This window comes from Delftia acidovorans NBRC 14950 (assembly GCF_001598795.1).
GTDB classification, from domain to species: Bacteria; Pseudomonadota; Gammaproteobacteria; order Burkholderiales; family Burkholderiaceae_C; genus Comamonas; species Comamonas acidovorans.
Window position 1 is genome coordinate 1 of the sequence record NZ_BCZP01000029.1, and the last position, 22,669, is coordinate 22,669.

A 22,669-nucleotide genomic window follows, 5' to 3' on the forward strand; every position below is an offset into this window, starting at 1 on the left:
TTTTTAACACCAACGATCTGCATCGCCTCTCTTCAGCAGAGCCTTGCATTGTAGCACGTTTTTTCAACCCACCAACAACAAGACTCCTACCGCAGCAACCAGAGCATCAACCCCGACCACTGGATCAGGCCACCAAAGCAACCCTCTCATAAAAAAAGCCACCCTTGCGGGTGGCTTTTTTCTATCCTGGCGGAAACGGAGGGATTCGAACCCTCGATGAGGCTCTACACCCCATACTCCCTTAGCAGGGGAGCACCTTCGGCCACTCGGTCACGTTTCCGGAATGACGTTATTGTAACGTGCTTTTTTGCCGGTTTCGGCAAAACGATGATTTTATTCCGGCTTGTCGAGACCGAAGGCGGTGTGCAGGGCGCGCACGGCCAGCTCCAGGTACTTCTCGTCGATGACGACGGAGGTCTTGATCTCGGAGGTAGAGATCATCTGGATGTTCACGCCTTCCTGGCTCAGTGCACGGAACATGGTGGATGCCACGCCCACATGGCTGCGCATGCCGATGCCGACAATGCTGACCTTGGCGATGTTGGGGTTGCCGACGACTTCGGTGGCACCCAAGGCGGGCACGACCTTGTCGCGCAGCAGCTCCATGGCGCGTTGGTAGTCGCCCTGGCTGACGGTGAAGCTGAAGTCGGTTTTGCCTTCCTTGCTGATGTTCTGGATGATCACATCGACTTCGATGTTGGCATCAGCCACCGGACCCAGGATGCCGTAGGCGATGCCAGGGGTGTCGGGCACGCCGAGAACGGAGATCTTGGCTTCGCCGCGGTTGAATGCGATGCCGGATACGACGGCCTTTTCCATTTTTTCGTCTTCCTCAAAAGTAATCAGCGTGCCGGAGGTGGATTCTTCCTCCAGGTCGATGTCCCAGGGCGTGAAGCTGGAGAGCACGCGCATGGGCACCTTGTACTTGCCGGCAAATTCCACCGAGCGGATCTGCAGCACCTTGGAGCCGAGGCTGGCCATTTCCAGCATTTCCTCGAAGCTCACGGTGTTCAGGCGCTTGGCAGCCTGCACCACGCGCGGGTCGGTGGTGTAGACGCCGTCCACGTCGGTATAGATAAGGCACTCGGCCGCCTTCAGCGCCGCAGCCACGGCCACGGCCGAGGTGTCGGAGCCGCCACGACCCAGCGTGGTGACATGCCCGTTGGGATCGATGCCCTGGAAGCCCGTGATGATGACCACACGGCCAGCGTCGAGTTCGGCGCGAACGCGCTTGTCGTCGATGGACTCGATGCGTGCCTTGGTGAAGCTGCTGTCGGTGCGCACGGGAACTTGCCAGCCCGAGAAGCTGATGGCTTCCACGCCTTCGGCCTGCAGCGCAATGGCCAGCAGTGCCGACGACGCCTGCTCGCCCGTGGAGGCCAGCATGTCGAGTTCACGGTAGTACGCCGTTTTGGCCGAGCCGGGAGCCAGCTCGCTGGCCAGGCCCAGCAGACGGTTGGTTTCGCCACTCATGGCGCTGGGGACGACCACCATCTGGTGACCGGCACGAGCCCACTTGGCCACGCGCTTGGCAACGTTGCGGATGCGCTCTGTCGAGCCCATCGAGGTGCCGCCGTATTTATGAACGATCAGTGCCATTGGATATCAGGGTGACGAAACTGCTTGCCACGGCGCTGTACGACAGAGGGATGCCTGTGCAAGCCAGGATGTTCGAGAGGACTGCGCATGAAGCGAAATGTCCGCCCGGACCCGTCTTGCGCAAGCCGTTTGGTTTTGGCGCGCCGCCGGTTTTCGTACAAAGTTGGACCAAAACTCGTCAATTGTACCAATCGAGCACCGACCCCAGGCGCCGCACAAAACCCCGCCCCATCTTGAGATGGATGCGGTGGCCTCGCGTAAGGCAAACGCCGATCTGCGCGAGCAGCTGATCTAGCTGCGCGGCACTGGGCGTGGTGGCATGCACGCTGCGCAGCCAGTGGCGCAGCACATTGGCCTGGCGCGCGGGGCTCAGCGCCTGCAAGGCGGTGATGCCGGGGGGGGTGCCGATGGCCGCCAGATCGGCCTGCGCCATCTCCTGCAGAAGCTCGGCCGCCTCGGCGCAATGCCGGCTGCTGCGCGCGAACGTGGCGCGAAACTGGGGAAAGGCCTGCTGCAGCGCGGGCAGCAACTGGGCGCGGATGCGGTTGCGCGTATAGCGCGCGTCGGCATTGGTCGGGTCTTCCACCCAAGCCTGGCCACGCGCCGCAAGCCAGTCACGCAGGACCTGGCCGGGCAGATCAAGCAGCGGACGATGCCATTCGAGATCCGCCCTGCTCCACTGCGCCGGCATGGCGGCCAAACCGGCCACACCGGCGCCTCGAGACAGGGCCAGCAGCAGCGTCTCGACCTGGTCGTCCGCATGTTGCGCCAGCGCCATGCTGCGAACGGGCGGCAAGGGATCTCCGCCTGCGCCCTGCACAGGCCAGGGCTCGCGGGCGGCCTCTATCAGCGTTGCGTAGCGCAGCTGGCGTGCGGCGTCCTCAGGACTTTGGCCCGGCGCGTGGCGTGCGTCCACGCGGCGAATCTTCAAAGGAACGGCATGCTGAGCGCAGACTTTCTCGCACTGGCCGACAAAGGCATCGGCCGCCGACTGCAGACCGTGGTGCACATGGATGGCCACGACCTGGCCCGGCCAGCGCTCGGCGCAGGCCAGCAGCAGCGCCGTGGAGTCCGCTCCGCCGCTGAAGGCCACGGCCAGCGGCAGTTGCGGCGCAAAGCGATGGATGGCCGCGTCCAAAGCTGCACCCGGTGCAGCACCTGATGCACCATCTGGAGCGGCTGCCGGAACATTGCGCGGCGGGTCGGGGATCGGAATTTCCACAGGCTTGGATCAGAGGTATCAGGACGCGGGCTAGGGATTGGCGCAAAAAGCAAACGGCTCCCAGGGGGAGCCGTTCAGTGTGCCAGAGCGTGGCGCAGGCCTTCAGCGGTTGTCGGCCTTGGTATCGGCGAAGCGGCCATAGCTTTGCAGGCGCTCGTAACGGCGGTCCTGCAGTTCCTTGGGCTTGAGGTCCGCCAGCTGGCGATAGGCATCGCCCAGCGCGCGCTTGAGGAAGGCGGCCATTTGCTTGGGGTCGCGGTGGGCACCGCCCACGGGCTCATTGACGATCTTGTCCACCAGGCCCAGGGCCTTGAGGCGGTGGGCCGTGATGCCCATGGCATCGGCCGCGTCCTGGGCCTTTTCGCCGGTCTTCCAGAGGATGGAGGCGCAGCCTTCCGGGCTGATCACGGAGTAGACGGCGTATTGCAGCATCAGCACCTGGTCGGCGACGGCAATGGCCAGGGCGCCGCCCGATCCACCTTCACCGATGACGGTGGTGATGATGGGAGTCTGCAGCTGGGCCATTTCGTAGATGTTGCGGCCAATGGCTTCGGACTGGCCGCGCTCTTCGGCTTCGATGCCGGGGAAGGCGCCAGGCGTGTCCACGAAGGTGAAGACCGGCAGGCCGAACTTTTCGGCCGTCTTCATGAGGCGCAGGGCCTTGCGGTAGCCCTCGGGGCGCGTCATGCCGAAGTTGCGCAGCGTGCGCTCCTTGGTGTCGCGGCCCTTCTGGTGGCCGATGACCATGCAGGAAATGCCATTGAAGCGCGCCAGCCCGCCCACGATGGACTGGTCGTCGGCAAAGTGCCGGTCGCCGTGCATCTCGATGAAGTCGGTGAAGCAGTCGCGCACATAGTCCAGCGTGTAGGGACGCTCGGTATGGCGCGCGATCTTGGTGATCTGCCAGGGCGAGAGGTCGCTGTAGATGTCCTTGGTCAGCTGCAGGCTTTTTTTGCTGAGCTGCTCAATCTCTTCCGAGATATCGACTGCGCTTTCGGTCTGCACGTAGCGCAGTTCCTCGATTTTGGATTCGAGCTCGGCGATGGGCTGCTCAAAATCCAGAAAGTTCTTTTTCGCCAACTTGTTTCTCCTTGTCCCAGCCAGGCACGGTGCATGCGTTCCGGCCGGAAAACGGGGGTTGATCGGGTGTGATCGGTTTGTCTTCAGGCTGCAGGCTGCGGTTCGAGCGAGCGCCAAATATACCAAGTCGCCACGGTGCACCACGGCTTCCAGGCCTCGGCAACCTCACGCGCCTCACTGCGGCTGACGGGGTCGCCTGAAAAATAGTTCTGGCTGATGCCCGAGATCAGGCCTGCATCGTCCAGCGGCAGCACATTGGGCCGCTGCAGGTAGAAGATGAGGAACATCTCGGCGGTCCAGCGGCCCACGCCGCGGATGGACATGAGTTCGGCCACGATGGCTTCGTCACTCATGCCCTGCCAGTCGTCCTGGTGCAGGCGGTGCTCGGTGAAGTGCATGGCCAGGTCCACCAGGTAGTCCACCTTGCGGGCAGACAGGCCCACGGCGCGCATGTCGTCCACCTTGAGCTTGAGCACCAGGTCAGGCGCCATGCGGGCGGGCAGGCGCGCGAACTTGTTCCACAGCGTCTGCGCAGCCTTCATCGAGATCTGCTGGCCCACGATGGAGCGCGCCAGCGTGGCGAAGGCATCGCCGCCGGGCTGCAGGGCCAGGTGGGCAAAGCGCGGGATCAGGCGCTTCATCACGCGATCGCGCCGCACCAGCTGGCGGCAGGCCTCGGCCCAGTAGGCCGGGGCGCCCTCGGGCGGCGCGGGCAGGGATATCTTGGCCTTGGGAGCGGAGGCAGCGGCAGCGGCGGCGGCAGGCGCCGAACCTGCGCGCGCGCCCAGCGTCACCATCGGCAGCGGGGCCGGTTGCTGTTCGGGCACGGGCAGATCGGCCACCAACGGCAACTGCTCGAAATCCATGGTGTCCAGGGGTTTGGCGGAGGCCATCAAAGCACCTCCCCGCACCTGGCGCGGCACATCTGGCAAGGCATACGGATCAGCCCTTTGCGGCTGCCTCCCAGGTCGTGCCTGCGGGGGAGTCCTTGAGCACGATGCCCTGTTCCAGCAGCGCCTTGCGGATGCGGTCGGCCTCGGCCCAGTCCTTGGCCGCCTTGGCGGCTGCGCGTGCGGCAATCTGCGCCTCGATGGCGCCGGCATCCATCTCCGAAGTGCCTGCCTGCAGGAAGGCCTGCGGGTCGCCCTGCAGCAGCCCCAGGCAGCCGGCCAGGGCCTTGAGTAGGCCCGCCGTCTCGGCACTCTTGCTGCGGTTGACTTCGGCAGCCAGCTCGAACAGCACGGCCACGGCCTCGGGCGTGCCGAAGTCCTCGTCCATGGCCGCCTTGAAGCGCGCGGCAGCGGGATGATTCCAGTCGATGGCAACCTCGGCGGGCGCGACCAGGCTCAGTGCCGTGTACAGGCGCTTGAGCGCGCCGCGTGCGTCGTTAAGGTGCACGTCGCTGTAGTTCAGCGGGCTGCGGTAGTGGCTGCGCACGACGAAGAAGCGCACGGTCTCGGCGTCGTACTCCTTGAGCACGTCGCGGATGGTGAAGAAGTTGCCCAGCGACTTGGACATCTTCTCGTTGTCCACGTTGATGAAGCCGTTGTGCATCCAGACCTGCGAGAACGGCTTACCGGTCGCACCTTCGCTCTGGGCGATCTCGTTTTCGTGGTGTGGGAACTGCAGGTCGGCGCCGCCGCCGTGGATGTCGAAGCTCTCGCCCAGCATCTCGCAGCCCATGGCCGAGCACTCGATGTGCCAGCCGGGACGGCCCACGCCCCAGGGACTGGCCCACTTGACCTCTTCCGGCTCGGCGGGCTTGGCGCTTTTCCACAGCACAAAGTCCAGCGGATCCTGCTTGCCGTCCTGCACGGCCACGCGTTCGCCGGCCTGCAATTCGTCCAGCGACTTGCCCGACAGCTTGCCGTAGCCGGGGAACTTGCGCACGGCGAAGTTCACGTCGCCATCCGTGCCCTGATAGGCCAGGCCCTTGTCCTGCAGGCGGCCGATCATGGACAGCATCTGCGGCACGTATTCGGTGGCGCGCGGCTCATGCGTGGGGCGCTCGATGCCCAGGGCGTCGGCGTCCTGGTGCAGGGCGTCGATCATGCGGTCGGTCAGGGAGCGGATGGTCTCGCCGTTCTCGACGGCGCGACGGATGATCTTGTCATCGATATCGGTGATGTTGCGCACATAGGTCACGCGATGGCCGCTGGCACGCAGCCAGCGCTGCACCACATCGAAAGCGACCATGGAGCGTGCGTGTCCCAGGTGACACAGGTCGTACACGGTCATGCCGCACACATACATGCGCACATGGCCCGGTTCGATTGGCGAAAACGCTTCCAATGCACGCGACAGCGTGTTGTAGATACGCAAACTCATGGATGTTTATCAGGGGAGAAAGGGTCGCTGCAGGGGGCGCGTCCCACGCGCCGCCGGACCCTCGGCGCCGATGCAGGCATGCTCAGCAGGGAGCAGGAGCGGCAGGCGCAGAGCCCGTGTGACCCAGCACACCCCTCAGCTACAATTGACCGCAGTATAAGCCCGCGCCGCGGGGCATTCCCCCGAGGCCCCGAAAGCACCTACATGCCTCTACGCAACTCGTTTCGCTCCGCCCTGCGCCTCGCGGCACTGGCGGCCCTGCTCGCAACAGGCCACGCCCACGCCGACGACTATACGGAAGTGAATCAGTTGCTGCGCAACGGCAAGAGCACCCAGGCGCTGGCACGCGCCGATGCCTATCTGGCCAAGAACGCACGCGACCCGCAGATGCGCTTTCTCAAGGCGGTTGCACTGACCGACAGCGGCAAGACAGACGAGGCCATCGCCGCGCTGAATCAGCTCATCGAGGACTACCCCGAGCTGCCCGAGCCCTACAACAATCTGGCGGTCATCTATGCCGGCCAGAACCAGCTCGACAAGGCGCGCTCCGCGCTCGAATCCGCCGTGCGCAACAACCCCAACTACGGAGTCGCCTACGAGAACCTGGGCGACATCCATGCCCGCCTGGCCTACGAGGCCTACTCCAAGGCGCAAGGCCTGGATGGCCGCGCGGCCAGCGTGCGCCCCAAGCTCAAGCTGCTGCGCGACCTGCTGGCGCCCGTCACCGCCGCCAAGTAGGCCCCCGGCCCACGCGCGCAGCCCTTGCGCCAGCGCGCGTGCGGCGGTCGATCGGGTCTTGCCATGCCTGGCGCGCACCCGCAGGAACCTGCCCGGTTTTCCCCACTCCATCCCCCAGCCCTTTGGCTTTCACAGGAGATTCGCATGACCACACGCCGCATTGCGTCGCTTTCCCTGGCCGGCATGGCCCTGGCCGCTTCCCTTTTCACCGCCCTGCCCGCCATGGCGCAGAACGCCACGCCCAAGGTGCAGATCAAGACCAGCATGGGCGACATCGTGCTGGAGCTGAACGAGGCCAAGGCACCCAAGACCGTGGCCAACTTCATGCAGTACGTGCGCGACAAGCACTATGACGGCACGGTGTTCCACCGCGTGATGGACGGCTTCATGATCCAGGGCGGCGGCATGGATGCCAGCCTCAAGGAAAAGCCCACGCGCGCGCCGATTCCGCTGGAGGCGGACAACGGCCTCAAGAATGACCGGGGCACCATCGCCATGGCGCGCACGGGCAATCCCAACTCGGCCACCTCGCAGTTCTTCATCAACGTGGTGAACAACGACATGCTCAACGCGCCCAAGCCCGATGGACACGGCTACGCCGTCTTCGGCCGCGTGGTCCAGGGCATGGATGTGGTGGACAAAATCCGCACGGTGGCCACGGGCAACCAGGGCATGCACCAGAATGTACCCACCAAGCCGGTGACCATCCTCTCGGCCACCGAAGTCAAGTAAACCGCGCGCCGCGCCTTGCGTGGCACGCCCTTCCCCTCCATCCAACAAGGAATCGCCATGAGCAATCCCCAAGTCGAACTCCACATCGCCGACCACGGCGTGATCACCATCGAACTCGACGCCGCCAAGGCCCCGAAGAGCGCAGAGAACTTCTTGGCCTATGTGAACAAGGGCCACTACAACAACACCATCTTCCATCGCATCATCGATGGCTTCATGATCCAGGGCGGCGGCTTCGAGCCCGGCATGAAGCAAAAGGAGACGGACGCCCCCATCGAGAACGAGGCCAAGAACGGCCTGAAGAACGACAAGTACACCCTGGCCATGGCCCGTACCGGCGACCCGCACTCTGCCACCGCCCAGTTCTTCATCAACGTGGCCGACAACGGCTTCCTGAACCACACCTCGCCCAGCGCACAGGGCTGGGGCTATGCCGTGTTCGGCAAGGTGATCAAGGGCACCGAGATCGTGGACAAGCTGCGTGGCGTGAAGACCGGCCGCAACGGCGGCCACCAGGACGTGCCCAAGGATGACGTGATCATCGAAAAGGCCGTGGCCCTGTAATCAGGCGCTTCCGCACACGGGGCGGCCGTGCCCTTTCGGGTCCGGCCGCCCTGTTGTCCATGCGCATGGCACCAGGCCGTGCGCATGGACAACAGACCCGCTCCAGAGCCGTCCCAAGGCTCCTACAGCCCTTCATGCAGCGCCCTTGCCGGGTGCCCCGTCCCATGGCCCAGACCGCCGCGCCCCGCCCTCTTCCCGAGCCGCCCATTGCGGCCGAGTGGACACTGCCTGCGGGCTGGCGCACGCTGGAGTTCATCTCGGACCTGCACCTGCAGGCCAGCGAGCCCGCCACCGTGCAGGCCTTCCGGAACTACCTGGCCGCCACGCGGGCCGATGCCGTCTTTCTGCTGGGCGACCTGTTCGAGGTTTGGGTGGGTGACGACGCCCTGCTGGAGCCGGGCAGCTTCGAGGCCGAATGCGCCACCGCCATGCGCGCGGCAGCCACCCGCACGCCGCTGTTCTTCATGCAGGGCAACCGCGACTTCCTGACCGGCGCGCAGTTCGATGCGCTGTGCGGCACGACCACGCTGACCGATCCCACCGTGCTTGACTGCGGCGACCAGCGCATCCTGCTCAGCCATGGCGATGCACTGTGCCTGGACGATGTGGACTACCAGCGCTTTCGCGCCATGGCCCGCTCGGCGGCCTGGCAGGCAGGCTTCCTGGCCCAGCCGCTGCAGGTGCGCCGCGACCAGGCACGCGGCATTCGGCAGGAGAGCGAATCGCGCAAGCGGGAATCGGACGGCCATGGCGCCGCCATGCCCACCTATGCCGACCTTGACGCGCAGGCCACCCGCAGCTGGCTGCATGCCGCAGGTGCCGCCACCCTGATCCACGGCCACACGCACCGCCCGGCCGACCATGACCTGGGCGATGGCCTGCGGCGTATCGTGCTCAGCGACTGGGATCTGGCGGCGCCCGCACCCCGCGCCGAGGTGCTGCGCTGGGAGCGCGGCATGGGCCTGCGGCGCCTTCCGCTGTCCGACGTTCTTGAACAGGCCAGCCCGCCATGAGCCTTTGGCAACAACTGGGCCACTGGGCCCGCAGACTGGGCCGCCGCGCACGCTCCACGGTGTCGCCGGTGCCCGAGATTCCCGCGCCGCTGTGGCTGTCCACGCTGGCCGCCTACCCTTTTCTCGCGTCGCTGACGCTGGAGGAGCAATCCAAGCTGCGCGCCCTGGCCGCCGTCTTCCTGCAGCGCAAGCGCTTCCACGGCGCGCACGGCCTGCAAGTGAGCGATGCCATGGCGCTGGAGATTGCCGCCCAGGCCTGCCTGCCCCTGCTGCACTGGGGCGAGCCGCAGGGCGCGCTGTCCTGGTATGACGACTTTGTCGGCATCGTGGTGCACCCGGGCGATGCCGTGGCGCGGCGCCAGAGCATGGACGAGGCCGGCGTCATCCACGACTACGACGAAGTGATCATGGGCGAGGCCATGCATGGCGGCCCCGTCATGCTGAGCTGGCAGGCCATTGGCGCAGGGCGCGGCTCCCACGCCAGCCACCATGGCCACGGCGGCCAGCCCGCCAATGTGGTGATCCACGAATTCGCCCACAAGATCGACATGCGCAACGGCGGTGCCGACGGCTGCCCGCCCCTGCCGCCCGGCTTCATGGGCAGCAGCTCCGCGCGCCAGGCCCGCGAGATATGGCAGGCCGCCTGGGCGCCGGCCTACGACGCCTTCCGTGAGCAGATCACCATCGCCGAGCGCTTTGGTGGCGAATGGCCCTGGCTGGACGGCTATGGCGCCACGGCGCCCGCCGAATTCTTTGCCGTGGCCTGCGAGGCCTTCTTCGTGGACCGCGCCCGCTTTGCCCTGGAATTTCCCACGCTGGCGCCGCTGCTGGCTGCGCTCTTCAAGCCGGCCACCAGTCAACCCTGATCGGAGCAAACCTCCTTCAGTGCCTGGGCGAACAGGCGCTGCTCCTCGTACTGCCCGCCCGCCTTGCGCTCGAACAGGGTGATGGGTGGCAGGGTCCAGCCAAAACGGTGGCGCACAATGCCCACGCCCGCGATGCGCACCAGTTCCTCGGCAATGTCGGCCGGCACGATGGACACGGCCCGCTCATTGGCCGCCACCAGTTCGCCGATCACCTTGGCCGAGAGCGTTTCCACAAACGGCGGCGGCGGCTCCACGCCCGCGCGCAGAAAAAAGTCGGTGATCTGCTCGCGCATGGGCGTGCGGCGCTGGCCCAGCACCCAGTCAAGCCCCGTGAGTTCGGCCCATTGCAAAGGCCGGCGCCCCAGCCGTGTGGCCAGACTGCGGTGGGCGATCAGGCGAGGCTCCTGCTCATAAAGCACGCTGTGCCGTATGCCGCTCATGTCCAGCACGGCCGAGGCGCGGCCAATCACGCAGTCCAGCTCATGTGCGCGCAACTTTTGCAGCAGGCGGTCGCTGGTGTCCTCATGCAGCGTGACCGTGATGCGCCGGCCCTGCGGCCGCGTCCTGCCGATGGCATCGGCCAGCATGCGCGCCGGCAGGAAGGGGATGACACCCACCTGCAGGTGCGCCGCACGCTGCTGCCCCACGGCCTCGATGTCGTGGGCCCAATGGTCCAGATCGGCCAGCATGCCCCGGGCGCGCGCCAGCACCAGCGCGCCCAGCTCCGTAGGCTCCATGCCGCGCGCAGAACGCAGGAACAGCGGCGCGCCGAACAATGACTCCAGCTCGGCCAGGGCCTGGGTCACGGCGGGCTGGCTGGTGGCCATGCGCTCAGCCACGCGGGTCAGCGTGCCCAGCTCGCTGATGGAGCGCAGCAGCAGCAAATGCTTCATCTTCAGGCGTGTGGCCATGCGGTGGGCCAGTTGGGCAGCGGTCGATGCAGTGCGGTTTTGCGGCATGGATTCAGGCGTGGCGCGTCATAAGCAAAATCATATTGAACAATAAAAACAAACGAATTTCTGCTTATGCATGCGCTCCAGAATTCCTGCGTCTTGCACACCCAAAACGAAAGGACAAGGCAGACCATGGATGGCATGTTTTTCATCATCGCGCTGGGCGCGGCGGCGGCCGGATTCGTGCAGGGCCTGTCGGGCTTCGCCTTCGGCATGGTGGCCATGTCGTTCTGGGCCTGGGTGCTGGAGCCGCGCGATGCGGCCGTGCTCACCGTCTTCGGCTCGCTGCTGGGCCAGGTGCTGTCGGCCATTACCGTGCGGCGCGGGTTTGCGCTGGCAAAGCTGCTGCCCTTCATCCTGGGCGGTCTTGCCGGCATTCCGCTGGGCGTCTTGCTGCTGCCGCACCTGGACATGGCCTGGTTCAAAGCCCTGCTGGGCGGCATGCTGGTGCTGTGGTGCCCGGTGATGCTGCTGTCGGCCCGGCTGCCCAGGCTGGCGCGCGGCGGCCGGGTGGCAGACGGCGCCGTGGGCCTGGCGGGCGGCGTGATGGGCGGACTGGGCGGCTTCACGGGCACGCTGCCCACGCTGTGGTGCACGCTGCGCGGCTGCCCCAAGGATGAGCAGCGCTCCATCATCCAGAACTTCAACCTGTCCATGCTGGCCGTGACCATGGCCACCTACCTGGGCACCGGCATGGTCACGCGCAGCATGCTGCCGCTGTTCGCCATCGTCGCGCCGGCCATGCTCATTCCATCGCTGCTGGGCTCCAGGCTGTATATCGGCATCAGCGAGATGCGTTTCCGGCAGATCGTGCTGGGCCTGCTGTGCCTGTCCGGCGTGGCGCTGCTGGCCTCCTCGGTGCCGGTGCTGCTGCAGCGCGCGGGCTGAGCGCGCCGAACGCGCTGCCTGGAAGGCCTGGAACCAAGCCGGCCGGCTGCAGCAGATGGCCAAGCAACGGCAGCAACACGTGCAGGGGCTGGGCAATGAACTGGCCGCCGCCAAGAAGGCTCCGCAGCGCGCGCAAGACGGGGCACTGCCCTCGAAAAAAGGCGGGGCAGGAATCGCTCCCTGCCCCGCCTTCAGGCTCCCGCCGCGTGGCGGGAACTCCTTCTTCTCCCTCGATGGCGCATCAGTACCGCGCGTCGGCCGGCTTCTTGTCCTTGGGCCAGTCCTTGTGCTTGTTGGCAAAGTCCGGGCGCGGCTGGTGGCTGAAGTACTCGGCCACATCCACGGCCTCCTGGTCGCTGAGGCCGCCCTGGCCCAGCGGGAAGTTGCCATGGAAGGCGATGGGCATGTTGCGCTTGACGAAGGCCGCTGCCGTGTAGGTGCGCGCCATGCCCGCGCCGATGTTGAAGGACTGGTCACCCCACAGCGGCGGATAGACCCACTGGCCCTTGGCATTTTTCACGCCCTCGCCCTCGCCGCCATGGCAGACCGCGCACTGGGCCGCATAGACCTTCTTGCCGTTGTCCACGTTGGGCACGATGGACTGGCTGATCTTGCCCACGCCCCGGCCTTCGACCTTGTCTTCGGGTTTGGTTTCGCGGCGCATCCAGTCGAAGTAGGCCACCATGGCCTTGATCTCGTCGGACTCCAGCGGCAGCGGCTTGCCGTTCATGGAGCGCAGGAAGCAGCCATTGATGCGGTCCTCCAGCGTGATGACGCGGCCCGCGCGCGGCGCATATCCGGGGAAGAAGGCCGAGACACCGATATAGGGCGAACCATCGGCCACGGTGCCCGCGTTCAGGTGGCAGCTGGCGCAGTTCAGCGCATTGCCCACATTCCTGGGCAGCAGGTCACGCGTCTCTATGTTCAGGCGGGCGCCGTAGACCAGTTGCTTCGCGTTGGATTCGTCCAGCATGGCGGCCAGGCGCGGCGTCTCGAAAGGGCGCGCGCTTTCGCCCTTGGCATCGAGCTGCTTGCGCATGGATTGCACCTCCCTGGCATGGATCTCGCGCGCATCGGCACGGCCCCAGCTCTTGCGGGCGAAGTTGAGGATGTCGGCGATCTCCGCATCCTTGAGCTGTGCGAAGGCCGGCATGGTCAGCGGCCGGGCGTGGCTTTGCGTGACCGGCGCCTTCCAGCCCACCAGCATCAGATGGATCAGCGTGGACGGGTCCTGCGACTGCAGCGAGAAATTGCCGGCCAGCGGCGGAAACACGTCCTTCACGCCACCGCCATCGGCACGGTGGCAGTCGGCGCAGAACTGCAGATAGCCCAGGCCGCCCCGGCTGGCGTAGAGATCGGCAGGCACGTCGGAAGACACTGCCGACGTGGCGGATGGCGCATGCACGGAAGCCTGCGACGCCGGATGCGGGGCGATGACCGGCCCCGGCCCCTGGGCCACCTGCATGGGCAGATCGTTCTTGCCTGCGGGCAGCGACTTCAGATAAGTGCCAATGGCCAGCAGGTCCGCATCGCTCATGTACTGCGTGCTGTGCTGCACCACATCGACCATGTTGCCGGAGACCGTGCCGTGGCTGTTGCGCCCGGTCTTGAGCAACTGGGCGGTTTCCTCGGGTGTCCACAGATTGCGCAGGCTCAGCGCGCGCCAGTTCTCCACGGTCTCGCCGGCCAGGAAATACTCGCCCTTGCTGCCCTCGCCGGTCATGGTCTTTTCCTGGAAGCCCACGCCGCGCGGCGTATGGCAGGCGCCGCAGTGGCCCAGGCCCTGCACCAGGTAGGCACCCCGGTTCCACTGGGCAGTTTGCTGCGGTTGGGGCTGGAAGGGCGTGTCATCCAGAAACACCCAGTTCCACAGCGCCAGGCCCCAGCGCTGGTTGAAGGGAAAGCCCAGGTCGGACTCCTTGTTGGCCGCCTTCACGGGCGCCACACCCTGCAGCAGATAGGCGTACAGGGCCTGCATGTCCTCAGCCGTCATCTTGGCGTAGGAGGGATAGGGCATGGCCGGGTACAGGTTGCGGCCATCGGCTGCCACGCCCTTGCGCATGGCGCGGTCGAACTGCTCGAAGCTGTATTTGCCCATGCCCGTTTCGGCGTCGGGCGAGATATTGGTGGAATAGATCTTGCCGAATGGCGTCTCCAGCGCAAGCCCACCACCCATGGGCTGGGATTTATTGCCGGTGTGGCAGGCAACGCAATCGCCCAGGCGTGCGATATATCGGCCGCGATCGACCAGGGTTCTTTGCTCCGCCGTCAGGTCCGCCGCGTAATCGGCAGGCAGGTCATCAATGATTTGTGGCATTTGCGCATGGTCCACTCCGGGCGCCGGCGCCGAAATGGCCAGTTGCCACGCGGCGGCCGACAGCGCGGCCACGCACAGCAGGCCTTGCTTGAGCGAGAGTTTCATCGTCTTCGATCCACTGAAATGAATTATTATTGAAAGAGGCAAAAACGATATTGACGAGATATTCAACCCAACGCCTGCAGCCATTGCAGCAAATGATCATCTCTTTGCGCAATATCTTCTTATATATACGAATTCTAGTGGTATCTCCCTATTTTTTCCATGCAATCCGACGAAAACGATAAGCCAACAGCGCATTTAACGCGGGCTTAATCAATGCAAGGAGAAAGCGCGCGAAGCCGCCTCGGGCGCGCACAAAAAAAGCGGCCCGCAAGGGGCCGCTGATTTCACCGTCGGTGTATCCGTCAGTGTATGGGGTGGCGGCTCGCCCGCCGGGCTCAGACCGCCTGGCTGCAGCGGCGCGCCGCCTGCGCCACGCTGTGCGCGTCCACGCCAAAGTGGCCGCGCAAAGCGGCACGCGTGTCACTTCGGCCAAAGCCGTCCGTGCCCAGAGTGAGGAATCGCCTGCCTGCGGGCAGGAAGGCGCGCACGGTCTCGGGCACGGCGCGCACATAGTCGGTGGCAGCAATCACCGGGCCCTGCGTGCCGTCCAGCAGTTGGGCGATCCAGGGCTGCCCAGGTGCCTCACCTGCCAGCATGCGCTGCTCGCAGGCCACGCCATCGCGCGCCAGTTCGCTCCAGCTGGTCACGCTGACCACGGTGGCGGCCATCCCCTCGCTGACCAATTGCTCGGCGGCCTTGAGCACTTCGGTGAGGATGGCGCCCGATCCCAGCAAGGTGACGTGCTGCGTGGCACGGCCCGCATCGCCAAAGCGGCTGAACACATAGCCGCCGCGCAGCACGCCTTCGGCCGCGCCCGGTGGCAGGTCGGGCTGGGCGTAGTTCTCGTTCATCAGGGTGATGTAGTAGAAAACGTCGCGCTGCTCCACCAGCATCTCGCGCATGCCGGCGTCCAGGATCACGGCCAGCTCACCCGCATGCGCTGGGTCCCAGGCCTTGCAGTTGGGAATGGTGGCCGCCACCAGATGGCTGGAGCCGTCCTGGTGCTGCAGGCCCTCGCCGCCCAGCGTGGTGCGGCCCGAGGTGGCGCCCAGCAAAAAGCCGCGCGCCCGCTGGTCGGCCGCCGCCCAGATGGCGTCGCCCACGCGCTGGAAGCCGAACATGGAGTAGTAGATGTAGAACGGCAGCATGGCCAGGCCGTGCACGCTGTAGCTGGTGGCCGCCGCCGTCCAGCTGGCGATGGCGCCGGCCTCGCTGATGCCCTCCTCCAGGATCTGGCCGTCCAGCGCCTCGCGGTAGGACAGCACCGAGCCGATGTCCTCGGGCGCGTAGCGCTGCCCCAGGCTGCTGTAGATGCCCACCTGCTTGAACAGGTTGGCCATGCCGAAGGTGCGCGCCTCGTCCGCCACGATGGGCACGATGCGTGGGCCCAGCTGCGCGTCCTTGAGCAGGCCGCCCAGCATGCGCACGAAGGCCATGGTGGTGCTCATCTCCTTGCCGGCAGGCGCCAGCGCAAACTGCGCGTACTGGTCCAGGGCGGGCACGGGCACGCGGTCGCACACGGTTTCGCGGCGCGGCAGTGCGCCGCCCAGGGCCGTGCGGCGATCGCGCAGGTAGTGCATCTCGGGGCTGTCATCGGCGGGCCGGTGGAAGGCCAGGCCCTTGGCCTGCTCGTCACTGAGCGGCAGGTTGAAGCGGTTGCGGAACTCGATCAGGTCGGACTCGTCCAGCTTCTTCTGGCTGTGCGTGGTCATCTTGCCCTGCCCGGCCGATCCCATGCCGTAGCCCTTCTTGGTGTGGGCAAGGATCACCGTGGGCTGGCCGCGATGGGCGGCAGCCGCTGCATAGGCGGCATGGATCTTCACCAGGTCATGGCCGCCGCGCTTCAAGCGGTCGATCTGCTCGTCCGTCAGGCCCTGGGCCAGGGCGGCGAGCTCGGGGTTCTGTCCGAAGAAATGCTCGCGGTTGTAGCGTCCGTCCTTGGCAGCGAAGGTCTGCATCTGCCCGTCCACCGTGCCGCCCAGCGTGCGTGCCAGGGTGCCGGTGAGGTCGCGCGCAAACAGCCCGTCCCAGTCGCTGCCCCACAGCAGCTTGACCACGTTCCAGCCCGCGCCCGCGAACAGCCGCTCCAGCTCATCGACGATGCGGCCATTGCCGCGCACCGGGCCGTCCAGCCGCTGCAGATTGCAGTTGACCACCCAGACCAGGTTGTCCAGCCCCTCGCGCGCGGCCAGCGTGAGGGCGCTCATGCTTTCGGGCTCGTCCATCTCGCCGTCGCCGAACACGCCCCAGACCTTGCGTTCCTGGCAGTCCAGCAGGCGGCGGTGCGTGAGATAGCGCATGAAGCGCGCGTGGTAGATGCTGCTGATGGGGCCAATGCCCATGGAGCCCGTCGGGAACTGCCAGAAATCGGGCATCAGCCAGGGATGGGGATAGCTGGACAGGCCCTGCGCGCCTGCAGCCGGCGCGCTGATCTCCTGGCGGTAGTGCTGCAGGTCCTGCTCGGTCAGCCGCCCTTCCAGGAAGGCCCGCGCATACACGCCGGGCGCGCTGTGCGGCTGGAAGAACACCAGGTCGCCCCGGTGCTGGCCCGGCGCAAGTCCCTCCCGGGCATGGAAGAAATGGTTGAACCCGGTCTCGAACAGGTCGGCCGCGCTGGCATAGCTGGCAATATGGCCGCCCAGCTCGCCATAGGCCTGGTTGGCGCGCACTACCATGGCCAGCGCGTTCCAGCGCATGATGGACGCCAGCCGCTCCTCGATGGCCAGGTCGCCCGGAAACACCGGCTGCTGCTGCGCCGCCACGCTGTTCACATAGGGCGTGTTCAGGTCGGGCTGCCAGCCCAGGCGCTGCTCGCGCGCCATGCGCGCCAGCTCTTCCAGCACGAAGCGCGCGCGCTGCGGACCTTCTGTGGCGACCAGGGCCAGAAAGGCCTCGCGCCATTCGGCGGTTTCCTGGGGATCGGTATCGATTTCGGCCAGCGTGGCCAGCGGCGTGGGTGCGTTCATGCCCGCCACTTTAGGACTGGCAGGCCGGCATGAGCAGCCGTTCATGGATAAGGAAAACGCCATATTCCAGCATTTCATGCCGGTATCTACATAAAATCCGGCACATGAAACTGGACACCATCGACTTGCGCATTCTGGCCGAGCTGCAAACGGACGGCTCGCTGTCCAACGTGGAACTGGCGCGGCGCGTGCATCTGTCGCCCTCGCCATGCCTGGCGCGCGTCAAGGCGCTGGAGAAGGCCGGCGTGATCGCGCGCTATGTGGCGCTGGCCAATGCGTCGGCGCTGGGGCTGGGGCTGAATGTGTTCATCAACATCAGCCTCAAGTCGCAGGCCAAGGAATCGCTGGCCGACTTCGAGCGCCGCATTGCCGAGCACGACGAGGTCATGGAGTGCTACCTGATGAGCGGCGACGCCGACTATCTGATCCGCGTGGCGCTGGCCGACATCGGCGCGCTGGAGCGCTTCATCGTGGAGCAGCTCACCCCGATTCCGGGCATAGAGAAGATCCGCTCCAGCTTCACGCTCAAGCAGGTGCGGTACAAGACCGCCCTGCCCCTGCCTGCGGCGGGTTGATCCGGACCCCGACTCAGCCCGCAGGCTTGGCCATCTCGCCGGTGGCGATGCGGCGGCGCAGCTCGCCCAGCACGGCCTTGAGGCGGCGCTCGTTGTCCAGGCCCACGCGCACCAGCATCTTCTGTCCGCTGGACAGGGCCTGCAGCTCAGGGTCGGCGTATTCGTAGCGCACCCAGGGCTGGATGGAGGGCACCTCACCCTCCACCTTGGTCAGCCGTACCTGCACCGGGCCTGCGGGCTCGGGCGCGGCGCGCAGGTGGTCTATGACGGCAATGAGGCGATCGTTGAAATAGCGGCTGGGATAGCCCAGGTCTTCATAGGCGGTCTGGAACAGGGGGTAAAGCCGGGCATAGAGCTTGACGGCCCCGTCCATGGGAATGGACTCGGCAAAGGTCACGAAGGCCTTGTAGCGTGCGGCGTTGGCGGGGGCGATGGCCTGCGCATCACCCGCCTCTGCCGCGCCCTCCACCGTGAAACGCTGAGGCGCCGGGTGCACGGGCCAAAGCCGTGCAGGGGCCTGGGAGCGGGTCAGGTTGTCCACGGTGGCCACGGCGCGGCGCACAAAGCCGTCCATCTGCAGAAAGCTGCCGGCCTTGTCACGGCCCAGCAGGCCGTTGAGGGCCTGGGTGACATGGGCGTCGGAGTCCTGCAGCGCGGGCAGGCCGGAGGCGGGTTGCTCCAGCGCATCGACAGGGTTCTGGGGCTCGGTCAGCTCGGGCGCGGGGACGGGTTCAGGTTCGGAGGGCTGGGTGGACTGGGCGGGCGCCTGCGCCACTTCCGCCGGCGCCTCGGGCACGGCGGCGGGACGCCACCAGTACCACCAGGCCGCGCCCCCCAGGGCGGCAGCCGCCAGCACCGCTGCGGCGATGCCGAAGGCCGATGGGCCGGAGGATCTGGCGCGAGGGCGGAAGTCTTGGGGATCGCGTTCTGGCATGGATGGGTCCTTTGGCTTGGGCAGGGGGCTGGCAGCTCAGTTGCCGCAGGACGTGCGACAGCAAAGCACAACCAGGGTTCCCCGGCTTTGCTGACACCGGCCCCTGCCTTGTGTTTATAAGCCGCCCCGCTGCCTGCGCAGGCCATCGTGCGCGCCTGGCAACAACGCGTTACCCGGCTTACCCGGCCGTCTCAGCCCTGCGTGCCCAGATCCTGGAGCCAGGCCATGGCAGCCTGCAGCTCGTCGGGGCGGATTTCGTGCATGCTGGGGTACTCGTGGTAGCTCAGTTGCAGCGGCAGGCGCTGCACGTGGCTGCGAATGGCGTGGGCGCTGGTCAGCGGAATGACGTTGTCGTAGGTGCCGTGGCTGACCCAGAGCGACTTGCCGTCAAAGGCCGCGTCAGGAGCCTGGTGCGGCAAGGCCTCGGGCAGCAGGCGGCTGTGCCAGCACATGGCGGCGCGCAGCAGCGCGGGCTGGGTCAGCAGCAGGCTGAGCGCCATGATGCCGCCCTGGCTGAAGCCGCCCGCCACGGTTCGCTGGGCAGGGATGTCCAGCCGCGCTCCGGCCTGCTGCACGGTCTGGGCCACCAGGGCGCGGCTGTGCTCTTCCTGCGATGCGTGGATGTGGCGCGTGCCGTTGGCATCCACCGTGAACTGGAACCAGGCATGGGCTGAGGGACCCATGGAAAACGGAGCGCGCAGGCTGAGCACGTGGAACTGCGGCGGCACGAACGATGCGAGGCCGAACAGATCCTGCTCATTGCTGCCAACGCCATGCATGAGCACCAGCAGCCAGGGCTGCTGCCCCGGTGCGGGTTGTGGGGGGCGCTCCAGCGCCACCAGAGGCAGGTCGATCATCACGGACTCCTTGGTTTTTTAGCGATTTCCAGGACCGGGGTGGTCCCGGGCAACGCGCCATTGTGGCGCCTCGCCAAGTCCGCGGCAGCAGGAGGTTATGCCGCCTGCGCGTCCTCGAAGGCCATCGCATCCATGGCCAGGATGGAATACATGACTTCGCGGCTCAGATACCGTGGCCGCGCCGTGGCGCCGGCCGCGCCCAGCGCGAAGTACAGCGGCATGAAGTGCTCCTCGCTGGGATGGGCGCGCCGGGCCGAAGGCGCGCGGGCGCGGTAGTCCAGCAGCGCAGGCAGATCCTGCGCCTGCAGGCGCGATTCGATCCAGCGGCTGAAATCCTGCACGTAGGGCGAGGAGGCGCTGGAGCCGCCGACGGCATGGTCGCCCTGCAGGCCATCCTGGCTGCGCAGGGCCTGCACGGCGTCGTCCACCCGTACCGTGGCCTCGCCCGTGCCGCCCCGGAATTCGCCCAGGTTGTGCGTCATGCTGCCGGAGCCGACGATGAGCACGCCCTCATCGCGCAGCCCCGCCAGGGCTGCGCCCAGCGCATGGGTTTCGGCCGGCCCGGCCGAGGCAGGCAGGGACAGCTGCACCACGGGCAGGTCGGCATCCGGCAGCAAATGCATCAGCGGCACCCAGGCGCCGTGGTCGAAGGGCCGCTGCGCGTTGGCGGTGGAGGCAATGCCTGCGGCCTGCAGGCGGTCCATGACTTCCTGCGCCAGCTGGGGCGCGCCGGGGGCCGGGTACTGCAGTTCGTAGAGCGCGGGCGGAAAGCCGCCAAAGTCGTGCCAGGTGGCGGGCGTGGCACCGGTCATGACTTCCACGCCCTGCGACATCCAGTGCGGCGACATGACGACCACGCCGCGCAGCGGGCCGTGGGCCTGGCGCAGCGCCCTGCCCCATTGCGCGAGCACGGGGCCGGTTTCACCCGGCTCCAGCGCGAACATGGGCGAGCCGTGGGAGACGTAGAGCACGGGCAGCCGGGCACCGGCAGCGGAGGAAACCCGGGGGGAGTGGGGAGCGTGGGAGTCTTGCATTCCCCTAATGTAGGGACGCCCGGGCGCCGCGCCAAGCCGCCAGCGGCAGCACACATTGTTGCGCTGGCCGGGTCAATCCGGATCAATCGTCGCGCGGGCGCCCGCGCAGGGCCTTGGTGGCGCCGTGCCGGCTCTTGCTTTCCAGGCGGCGCCGCTGCGATCCCAGCGTGGGCCGGGTGGCGCGGCGCAGGATGGGCTCCGGATAGGCGGCGGCCACCAGCACGTTGAGCCGCTGCAGCGCAGCGCGCAGGTTCTGCTCCTGCGTGCGGTGTTGCTGTGCCTTGATGACGACCACGCCCTCGTTGGTGATGCGGCCGTCGCGCAGGGCCAGCAGGCGCTGCTGCACGGCCTCGGGCAGGCGCGAGGCGCGCACGTCAAAGCGCAGGTGCACGGCGCTGGAGACCTTGTTCACGTTCTGGCCGCCCGCGCCCTGGGCGCGCATGGCGGTCCACTGCACCTCGTGCAGCTCGATGGGCCGCATGCGCTCAGGCATCCAGCGCAGCGGTCAATGCCGCCACAAAGGCATCGGGACGCTCATGCATGACCCAGTGGCCCGCGCCGGGCACCAGCGCCAGGCCGCAGAAGTCGCGCGCATGGCGTGCAAAGGCCTGGGCCAGCTCCTGCATCATCGGGCCCGGGTAGAGCGCGTCGTGCTCGCCATAGATGGCCCATACGGGGCCGTCCACGGCCTGCAGGGCCCGCGCCAGCACGTCGGTGTGCGAGAGGCGGCGGCGCGGAAGGCGGTCACGCTCCACGTTGAGCACATGCAGGGCCAGCGTGTCCTCGTCGATGAGGCTGGCGTCATGCAGCATCAGCGCCTGCAGGTTGTAGCGGTGGGCCACGGCCTGCGCCTCGGGCGTGGCCAGGTGGCGCCAGCCCTTGAGCCGCACGGCCAGGCCCTTGCCCACGCCCATGCCGGGCGCCCCGGCCAGCACCAGGCGCCGGGCCAGCGTGCCGTCGGCGGCGGCCAGCATGCCGGCCGTCATGCCGCCAAAAGAGAAGCCGACCAGATCGCACAGCGGGGCGGCGGGCGCACCGTCATCGGCCAGCAGTTGCCGCAGGCCCTGGCGCAGCGGCTCGACCAGGGTGTCGGCATCCTGGCCGCCCGGCACGCCGTCGGAATCGCCAAAGCCCGGCAGGTCGGGTATCCACAGCTGGCGGCCCTGGGCCAGCAGCGCGTCCATGCAGCGCAGCCAGTGCGTCCAGCTGCCGCTGCCGCCGTGCAGCATGACGATGGGCAGCTCGCCCGCGCGTGCCTCGCCCCAGACATGCCAGACCATGTGGCCGTCCTCGGGCTGCGCGGCAGACAGCGGCGTGGTCAGGCGCCGCGCCTGGGCGCGCAGGCGCTCAATGGCGGCGGGCGTATTCACCACTGGGCCACGGCGTCAATGGCCAGGCCGTAGCCGGCCACGCCAAAGCCGCACATCACGGCGCGCGCGGCGGCCGACAGGTAGGAGTGGTGGCGGAAGCTCTCGCGCGCATGCACGTTGCTGATGTGCAGCTCCACCAGCGGCACGCCCGTGCCCTTGACGGCATCCAGCAGGGCCACGCTGGTGTGGGTGTAGGCGGCGGCGTTGAAGATCAGGCCGGCCAAGCGGCCTTCGGCGTGCACGCGGCCGGCTTCGTGGATCCAGTCCACCAGTTCGCCTTCATGGTTGCTCTGGCGGAACTCCAGCCCCAGCCCGTAGCGCGCGCAGGCAGCTTCGCACAGCGCACGCACATCGGCCAGGGTCTGGGAGCCATAGATGGCGGGTTCACGCAGGCCCAGCAGGTTCAGGTTCGGGCCATTGAGGACATAGACGGTTTTCACGGCGGGGACACTCCAGGTTTCCAACGGGCTGGATTATGCGGGCCATCCCTGGCCCGGTCTTGGCGCAGGCGCCACGGAAAAAGCCGCC

21 protein-coding genes and 1 tRNA gene are annotated in these 22,669 nt (G+C 67.0%); 7 read left to right on the forward strand and 15 right to left on the reverse strand.

What is annotated here, in order from left to right:
- Positions 1 to 187 precede the first annotated feature (187 nt).
- From DA1_RS25220 to cysS, 6 genes are all read right to left on the reverse strand, one after another.
- Positions 188 to 280 (reverse strand) — tRNA-Ser (locus DA1_RS25220).
- A 53-nt stretch (positions 281 to 333) separates the two neighbouring features.
- Positions 334 to 1,599 carry an aspartate kinase gene (locus DA1_RS25225; RefSeq protein ID WP_012204430.1) on the reverse strand — a complete coding sequence of 422 codons (1,266 nt, stop codon included), beginning with the start codon at positions 1,597 to 1,599 and terminating at the stop codon, positions 334 to 336.
- Between the two features lie 178 nt (positions 1,600 to 1,777).
- A complete protein-coding gene (gene tilS, locus DA1_RS25230) occupies positions 1,778 to 2,737 on the reverse strand; it encodes a tRNA lysidine(34) synthetase TilS (protein ID WP_174549417.1) in 960 nt (319 codons plus the stop codon).
- Between the two features lie 186 nt (positions 2,738 to 2,923).
- On the reverse strand, positions 2,924 to 3,901 hold the full coding sequence (locus DA1_RS25235; RefSeq protein WP_012204428.1) for an acetyl-CoA carboxylase carboxyltransferase subunit alpha: 978 nt from the start codon (positions 3,899 to 3,901) through the stop codon (positions 2,924 to 2,926).
- 83 nt (positions 3,902 to 3,984) lie between these two features.
- Entirely contained in the window at positions 3,985 to 4,794 is an 810-nt protein-coding gene (locus DA1_RS25240; protein ID WP_034391589.1) for a DNA-3-methyladenine glycosylase family protein, read from the reverse strand.
- A gap of 49 nt (positions 4,795 to 4,843) precedes the next feature.
- The gene (gene cysS / locus DA1_RS25245) at positions 4,844 to 6,229 is read right to left on the reverse strand and encodes a cysteine--tRNA ligase (protein WP_013803373.1); all 1,386 of its coding nucleotides are present in this window, start codon (positions 6,227 to 6,229) and stop codon (positions 4,844 to 4,846) included.
- Between the two features lie 204 nt (positions 6,230 to 6,433).
- Between cysS and DA1_RS25250 the strand changes: the two genes are divergently transcribed.
- From DA1_RS25250 to DA1_RS25270, 5 genes are all read left to right on the forward strand, one after another.
- Entirely contained in the window at positions 6,434 to 6,967 is a 534-nt protein-coding gene (locus DA1_RS25250; RefSeq protein WP_013803374.1) for a tetratricopeptide repeat protein, read from the forward strand.
- 144 nt (positions 6,968 to 7,111) lie between these two features.
- Positions 7,112 to 7,699, forward strand: coding sequence for a peptidylprolyl isomerase (locus tag DA1_RS25255; RefSeq protein ID WP_013803375.1), 588 nt, complete (start codon positions 7,112 to 7,114; stop codon positions 7,697 to 7,699).
- 57 nt (positions 7,700 to 7,756) lie between these two features.
- Complete coding sequence (locus tag DA1_RS25260; RefSeq protein WP_034391586.1) at positions 7,757 to 8,263, forward strand: peptidylprolyl isomerase; 507 nt, start codon at positions 7,757 to 7,759, stop codon at positions 8,261 to 8,263.
- A gap of 164 nt (positions 8,264 to 8,427) precedes the next feature.
- Positions 8,428 to 9,276, forward strand: coding sequence for a UDP-2,3-diacylglucosamine diphosphatase (locus DA1_RS25265; RefSeq protein WP_034391584.1), 849 nt, complete (start codon positions 8,428 to 8,430; stop codon positions 9,274 to 9,276).
- On the forward strand, positions 9,273 to 10,142 hold the full coding sequence (locus tag DA1_RS25270; RefSeq protein ID WP_034391582.1) for a M90 family metallopeptidase: 870 nt from the start codon (positions 9,273 to 9,275) through the stop codon (positions 10,140 to 10,142). The genes DA1_RS25265 and DA1_RS25270 overlap by 4 nt, the downstream gene beginning before the upstream one ends.
- On the opposite strand, the gene DA1_RS25275 is transcribed toward DA1_RS25270, so the two are convergent.
- The gene (locus DA1_RS25275) at positions 10,133 to 11,101 is read right to left on the reverse strand and encodes a LysR family transcriptional regulator (RefSeq protein ID WP_012204420.1); all 969 of its coding nucleotides are present in this window, start codon (positions 11,099 to 11,101) and stop codon (positions 10,133 to 10,135) included. The genes DA1_RS25270 and DA1_RS25275 overlap by 10 nt on opposite strands.
- A gap of 126 nt (positions 11,102 to 11,227) precedes the next feature.
- On the opposite strand from DA1_RS25275, the gene DA1_RS25280 reads away from it, so the two are divergent.
- Positions 11,228 to 11,983: a sulfite exporter TauE/SafE family protein gene (locus DA1_RS25280; RefSeq protein WP_230590738.1), complete on the forward strand. Its 756-nt coding sequence runs from the start codon at positions 11,228 to 11,230 to the stop codon at positions 11,981 to 11,983.
- A gap of 241 nt (positions 11,984 to 12,224) precedes the next feature.
- On the opposite strand, the gene DA1_RS25285 is transcribed toward DA1_RS25280, so the two are convergent.
- Both DA1_RS25285 and mdeB read right to left on the reverse strand, forming a co-directional pair.
- Entirely contained in the window at positions 12,225 to 14,405 is a 2,181-nt protein-coding gene (locus tag DA1_RS25285; protein WP_034391576.1) for a c-type cytochrome, read from the reverse strand.
- Between the two features lie 335 nt (positions 14,406 to 14,740).
- Positions 14,741 to 17,371, reverse strand: coding sequence for an alpha-ketoglutarate dehydrogenase (mdeB, locus tag DA1_RS25290; RefSeq protein WP_034391573.1), 2,631 nt, complete (start codon positions 17,369 to 17,371; stop codon positions 14,741 to 14,743).
- A 104-nt stretch (positions 17,372 to 17,475) separates the two neighbouring features.
- Between mdeB and DA1_RS25295 the strand changes: the two genes are divergently transcribed.
- Positions 17,476 to 17,946, forward strand: a complete 471-nt coding sequence (locus DA1_RS25295) for an Lrp/AsnC family transcriptional regulator (RefSeq protein ID WP_012204416.1) — start codon at positions 17,476 to 17,478, stop codon at positions 17,944 to 17,946.
- Positions 17,947 to 17,959: 13 nt separating this feature from the next.
- Here the strand turns inward: DA1_RS25295 and DA1_RS25300 are convergent, their stop codons facing one another.
- The 6 genes from DA1_RS25300 to aroQ form a co-directional block, all read right to left on the reverse strand.
- Positions 17,960 to 18,880: a DUF3014 domain-containing protein gene (locus DA1_RS25300; RefSeq protein ID WP_034391571.1), complete on the reverse strand. Its 921-nt coding sequence runs from the start codon at positions 18,878 to 18,880 to the stop codon at positions 17,960 to 17,962.
- 191 nt (positions 18,881 to 19,071) lie between these two features.
- Positions 19,072 to 19,737 (reverse strand): alpha/beta hydrolase, encoded by a 666-nt coding sequence (locus tag DA1_RS25305; RefSeq protein WP_034391570.1) that lies wholly within the window; start codon positions 19,735 to 19,737, stop codon positions 19,072 to 19,074.
- A 95-nt stretch (positions 19,738 to 19,832) separates the two neighbouring features.
- Positions 19,833 to 20,771 (reverse strand): DODA-type extradiol aromatic ring-opening family dioxygenase, encoded by a 939-nt coding sequence (locus DA1_RS25310; protein WP_034391568.1) that lies wholly within the window; start codon positions 20,769 to 20,771, stop codon positions 19,833 to 19,835.
- 82 nt (positions 20,772 to 20,853) lie between these two features.
- Positions 20,854 to 21,264: an alternative ribosome rescue aminoacyl-tRNA hydrolase ArfB gene (gene arfB / locus DA1_RS25315; RefSeq protein ID WP_017405644.1), complete on the reverse strand. Its 411-nt coding sequence runs from the start codon at positions 21,262 to 21,264 to the stop codon at positions 20,854 to 20,856.
- Entirely contained in the window at positions 21,257 to 22,141 is an 885-nt protein-coding gene (locus DA1_RS25320; RefSeq protein ID WP_034398295.1) for an alpha/beta fold hydrolase, read from the reverse strand. Before DA1_RS25320 ends, arfB begins: the two co-directional genes overlap by 8 nt.
- Complete coding sequence (aroQ, locus tag DA1_RS25325; protein ID WP_034391566.1) at positions 22,138 to 22,581, reverse strand: type II 3-dehydroquinate dehydratase; 444 nt, start codon at positions 22,579 to 22,581, stop codon at positions 22,138 to 22,140. The genes DA1_RS25320 and aroQ overlap by 4 nt, the downstream gene beginning before the upstream one ends.
- Positions 22,582 to 22,669 lie beyond the last annotated feature (88 nt).

Bases quoted from the DNA above. Each gene is read 5' to 3' on its own strand.
- DA1_RS25225 (WP_012204430.1), bottom strand. From the start codon at position 1,599: ATGGCACTGATCGTTCATAAATACGGCGGCACCTCGATGGGCTCGACA.
- DA1_RS25240 (WP_034391589.1), bottom strand. From the start codon at position 4,794: ATGGCCTCCGCCAAACCCCTGGACACCATGGATTTCGAGCAGTTGCCG.
- cysS (WP_013803373.1), bottom strand. From the start codon at position 6,229: ATGAGTTTGCGTATCTACAACACGCTGTCGCGTGCATTGGAAGCGTTT.
- DA1_RS25250 (WP_013803374.1), top strand. From the start codon at position 6,434: ATGCCTCTACGCAACTCGTTTCGCTCCGCCCTGCGCCTCGCGGCACTG.
- DA1_RS25255 (WP_013803375.1), top strand. From the start codon at position 7,112: ATGACCACACGCCGCATTGCGTCGCTTTCCCTGGCCGGCATGGCCCTG.
- DA1_RS25260 (WP_034391586.1), top strand. From the start codon at position 7,757: ATGAGCAATCCCCAAGTCGAACTCCACATCGCCGACCACGGCGTGATC.
- DA1_RS25265 (WP_034391584.1), top strand. From the start codon at position 8,428: ATGGCCCAGACCGCCGCGCCCCGCCCTCTTCCCGAGCCGCCCATTGCG.
- DA1_RS25270 (WP_034391582.1), top strand. From the start codon at position 9,273: ATGAGCCTTTGGCAACAACTGGGCCACTGGGCCCGCAGACTGGGCCGC.
- DA1_RS25275 (WP_012204420.1), bottom strand. From the start codon at position 11,101: ATGCCGCAAAACCGCACTGCATCGACCGCTGCCCAACTGGCCCACCGC.
- DA1_RS25280 (WP_230590738.1), top strand. From the start codon at position 11,228: ATGGATGGCATGTTTTTCATCATCGCGCTGGGCGCGGCGGCGGCCGGA.
- DA1_RS25285 (WP_034391576.1), bottom strand. From the start codon at position 14,405: ATGAAACTCTCGCTCAAGCAAGGCCTGCTGTGCGTGGCCGCGCTGTCG.
- mdeB (WP_034391573.1), bottom strand. From the start codon at position 17,371: ATGAACGCACCCACGCCGCTGGCCACGCTGGCCGAAATCGATACCGAT.
- DA1_RS25295 (WP_012204416.1), top strand. From the start codon at position 17,476: ATGAAACTGGACACCATCGACTTGCGCATTCTGGCCGAGCTGCAAACG.
- DA1_RS25300 (WP_034391571.1), bottom strand. From the start codon at position 18,880: ATGCCAGAACGCGATCCCCAAGACTTCCGCCCTCGCGCCAGATCCTCC.
- DA1_RS25305 (WP_034391570.1), bottom strand. From the start codon at position 19,737: ATGATCGACCTGCCTCTGGTGGCGCTGGAGCGCCCCCCACAACCCGCA.
- DA1_RS25310 (WP_034391568.1), bottom strand. From the start codon at position 20,771: ATGCAAGACTCCCACGCTCCCCACTCCCCCCGGGTTTCCTCCGCTGCC.
- arfB (WP_017405644.1), bottom strand. From the start codon at position 21,264: ATGCCTGAGCGCATGCGGCCCATCGAGCTGCACGAGGTGCAGTGGACC.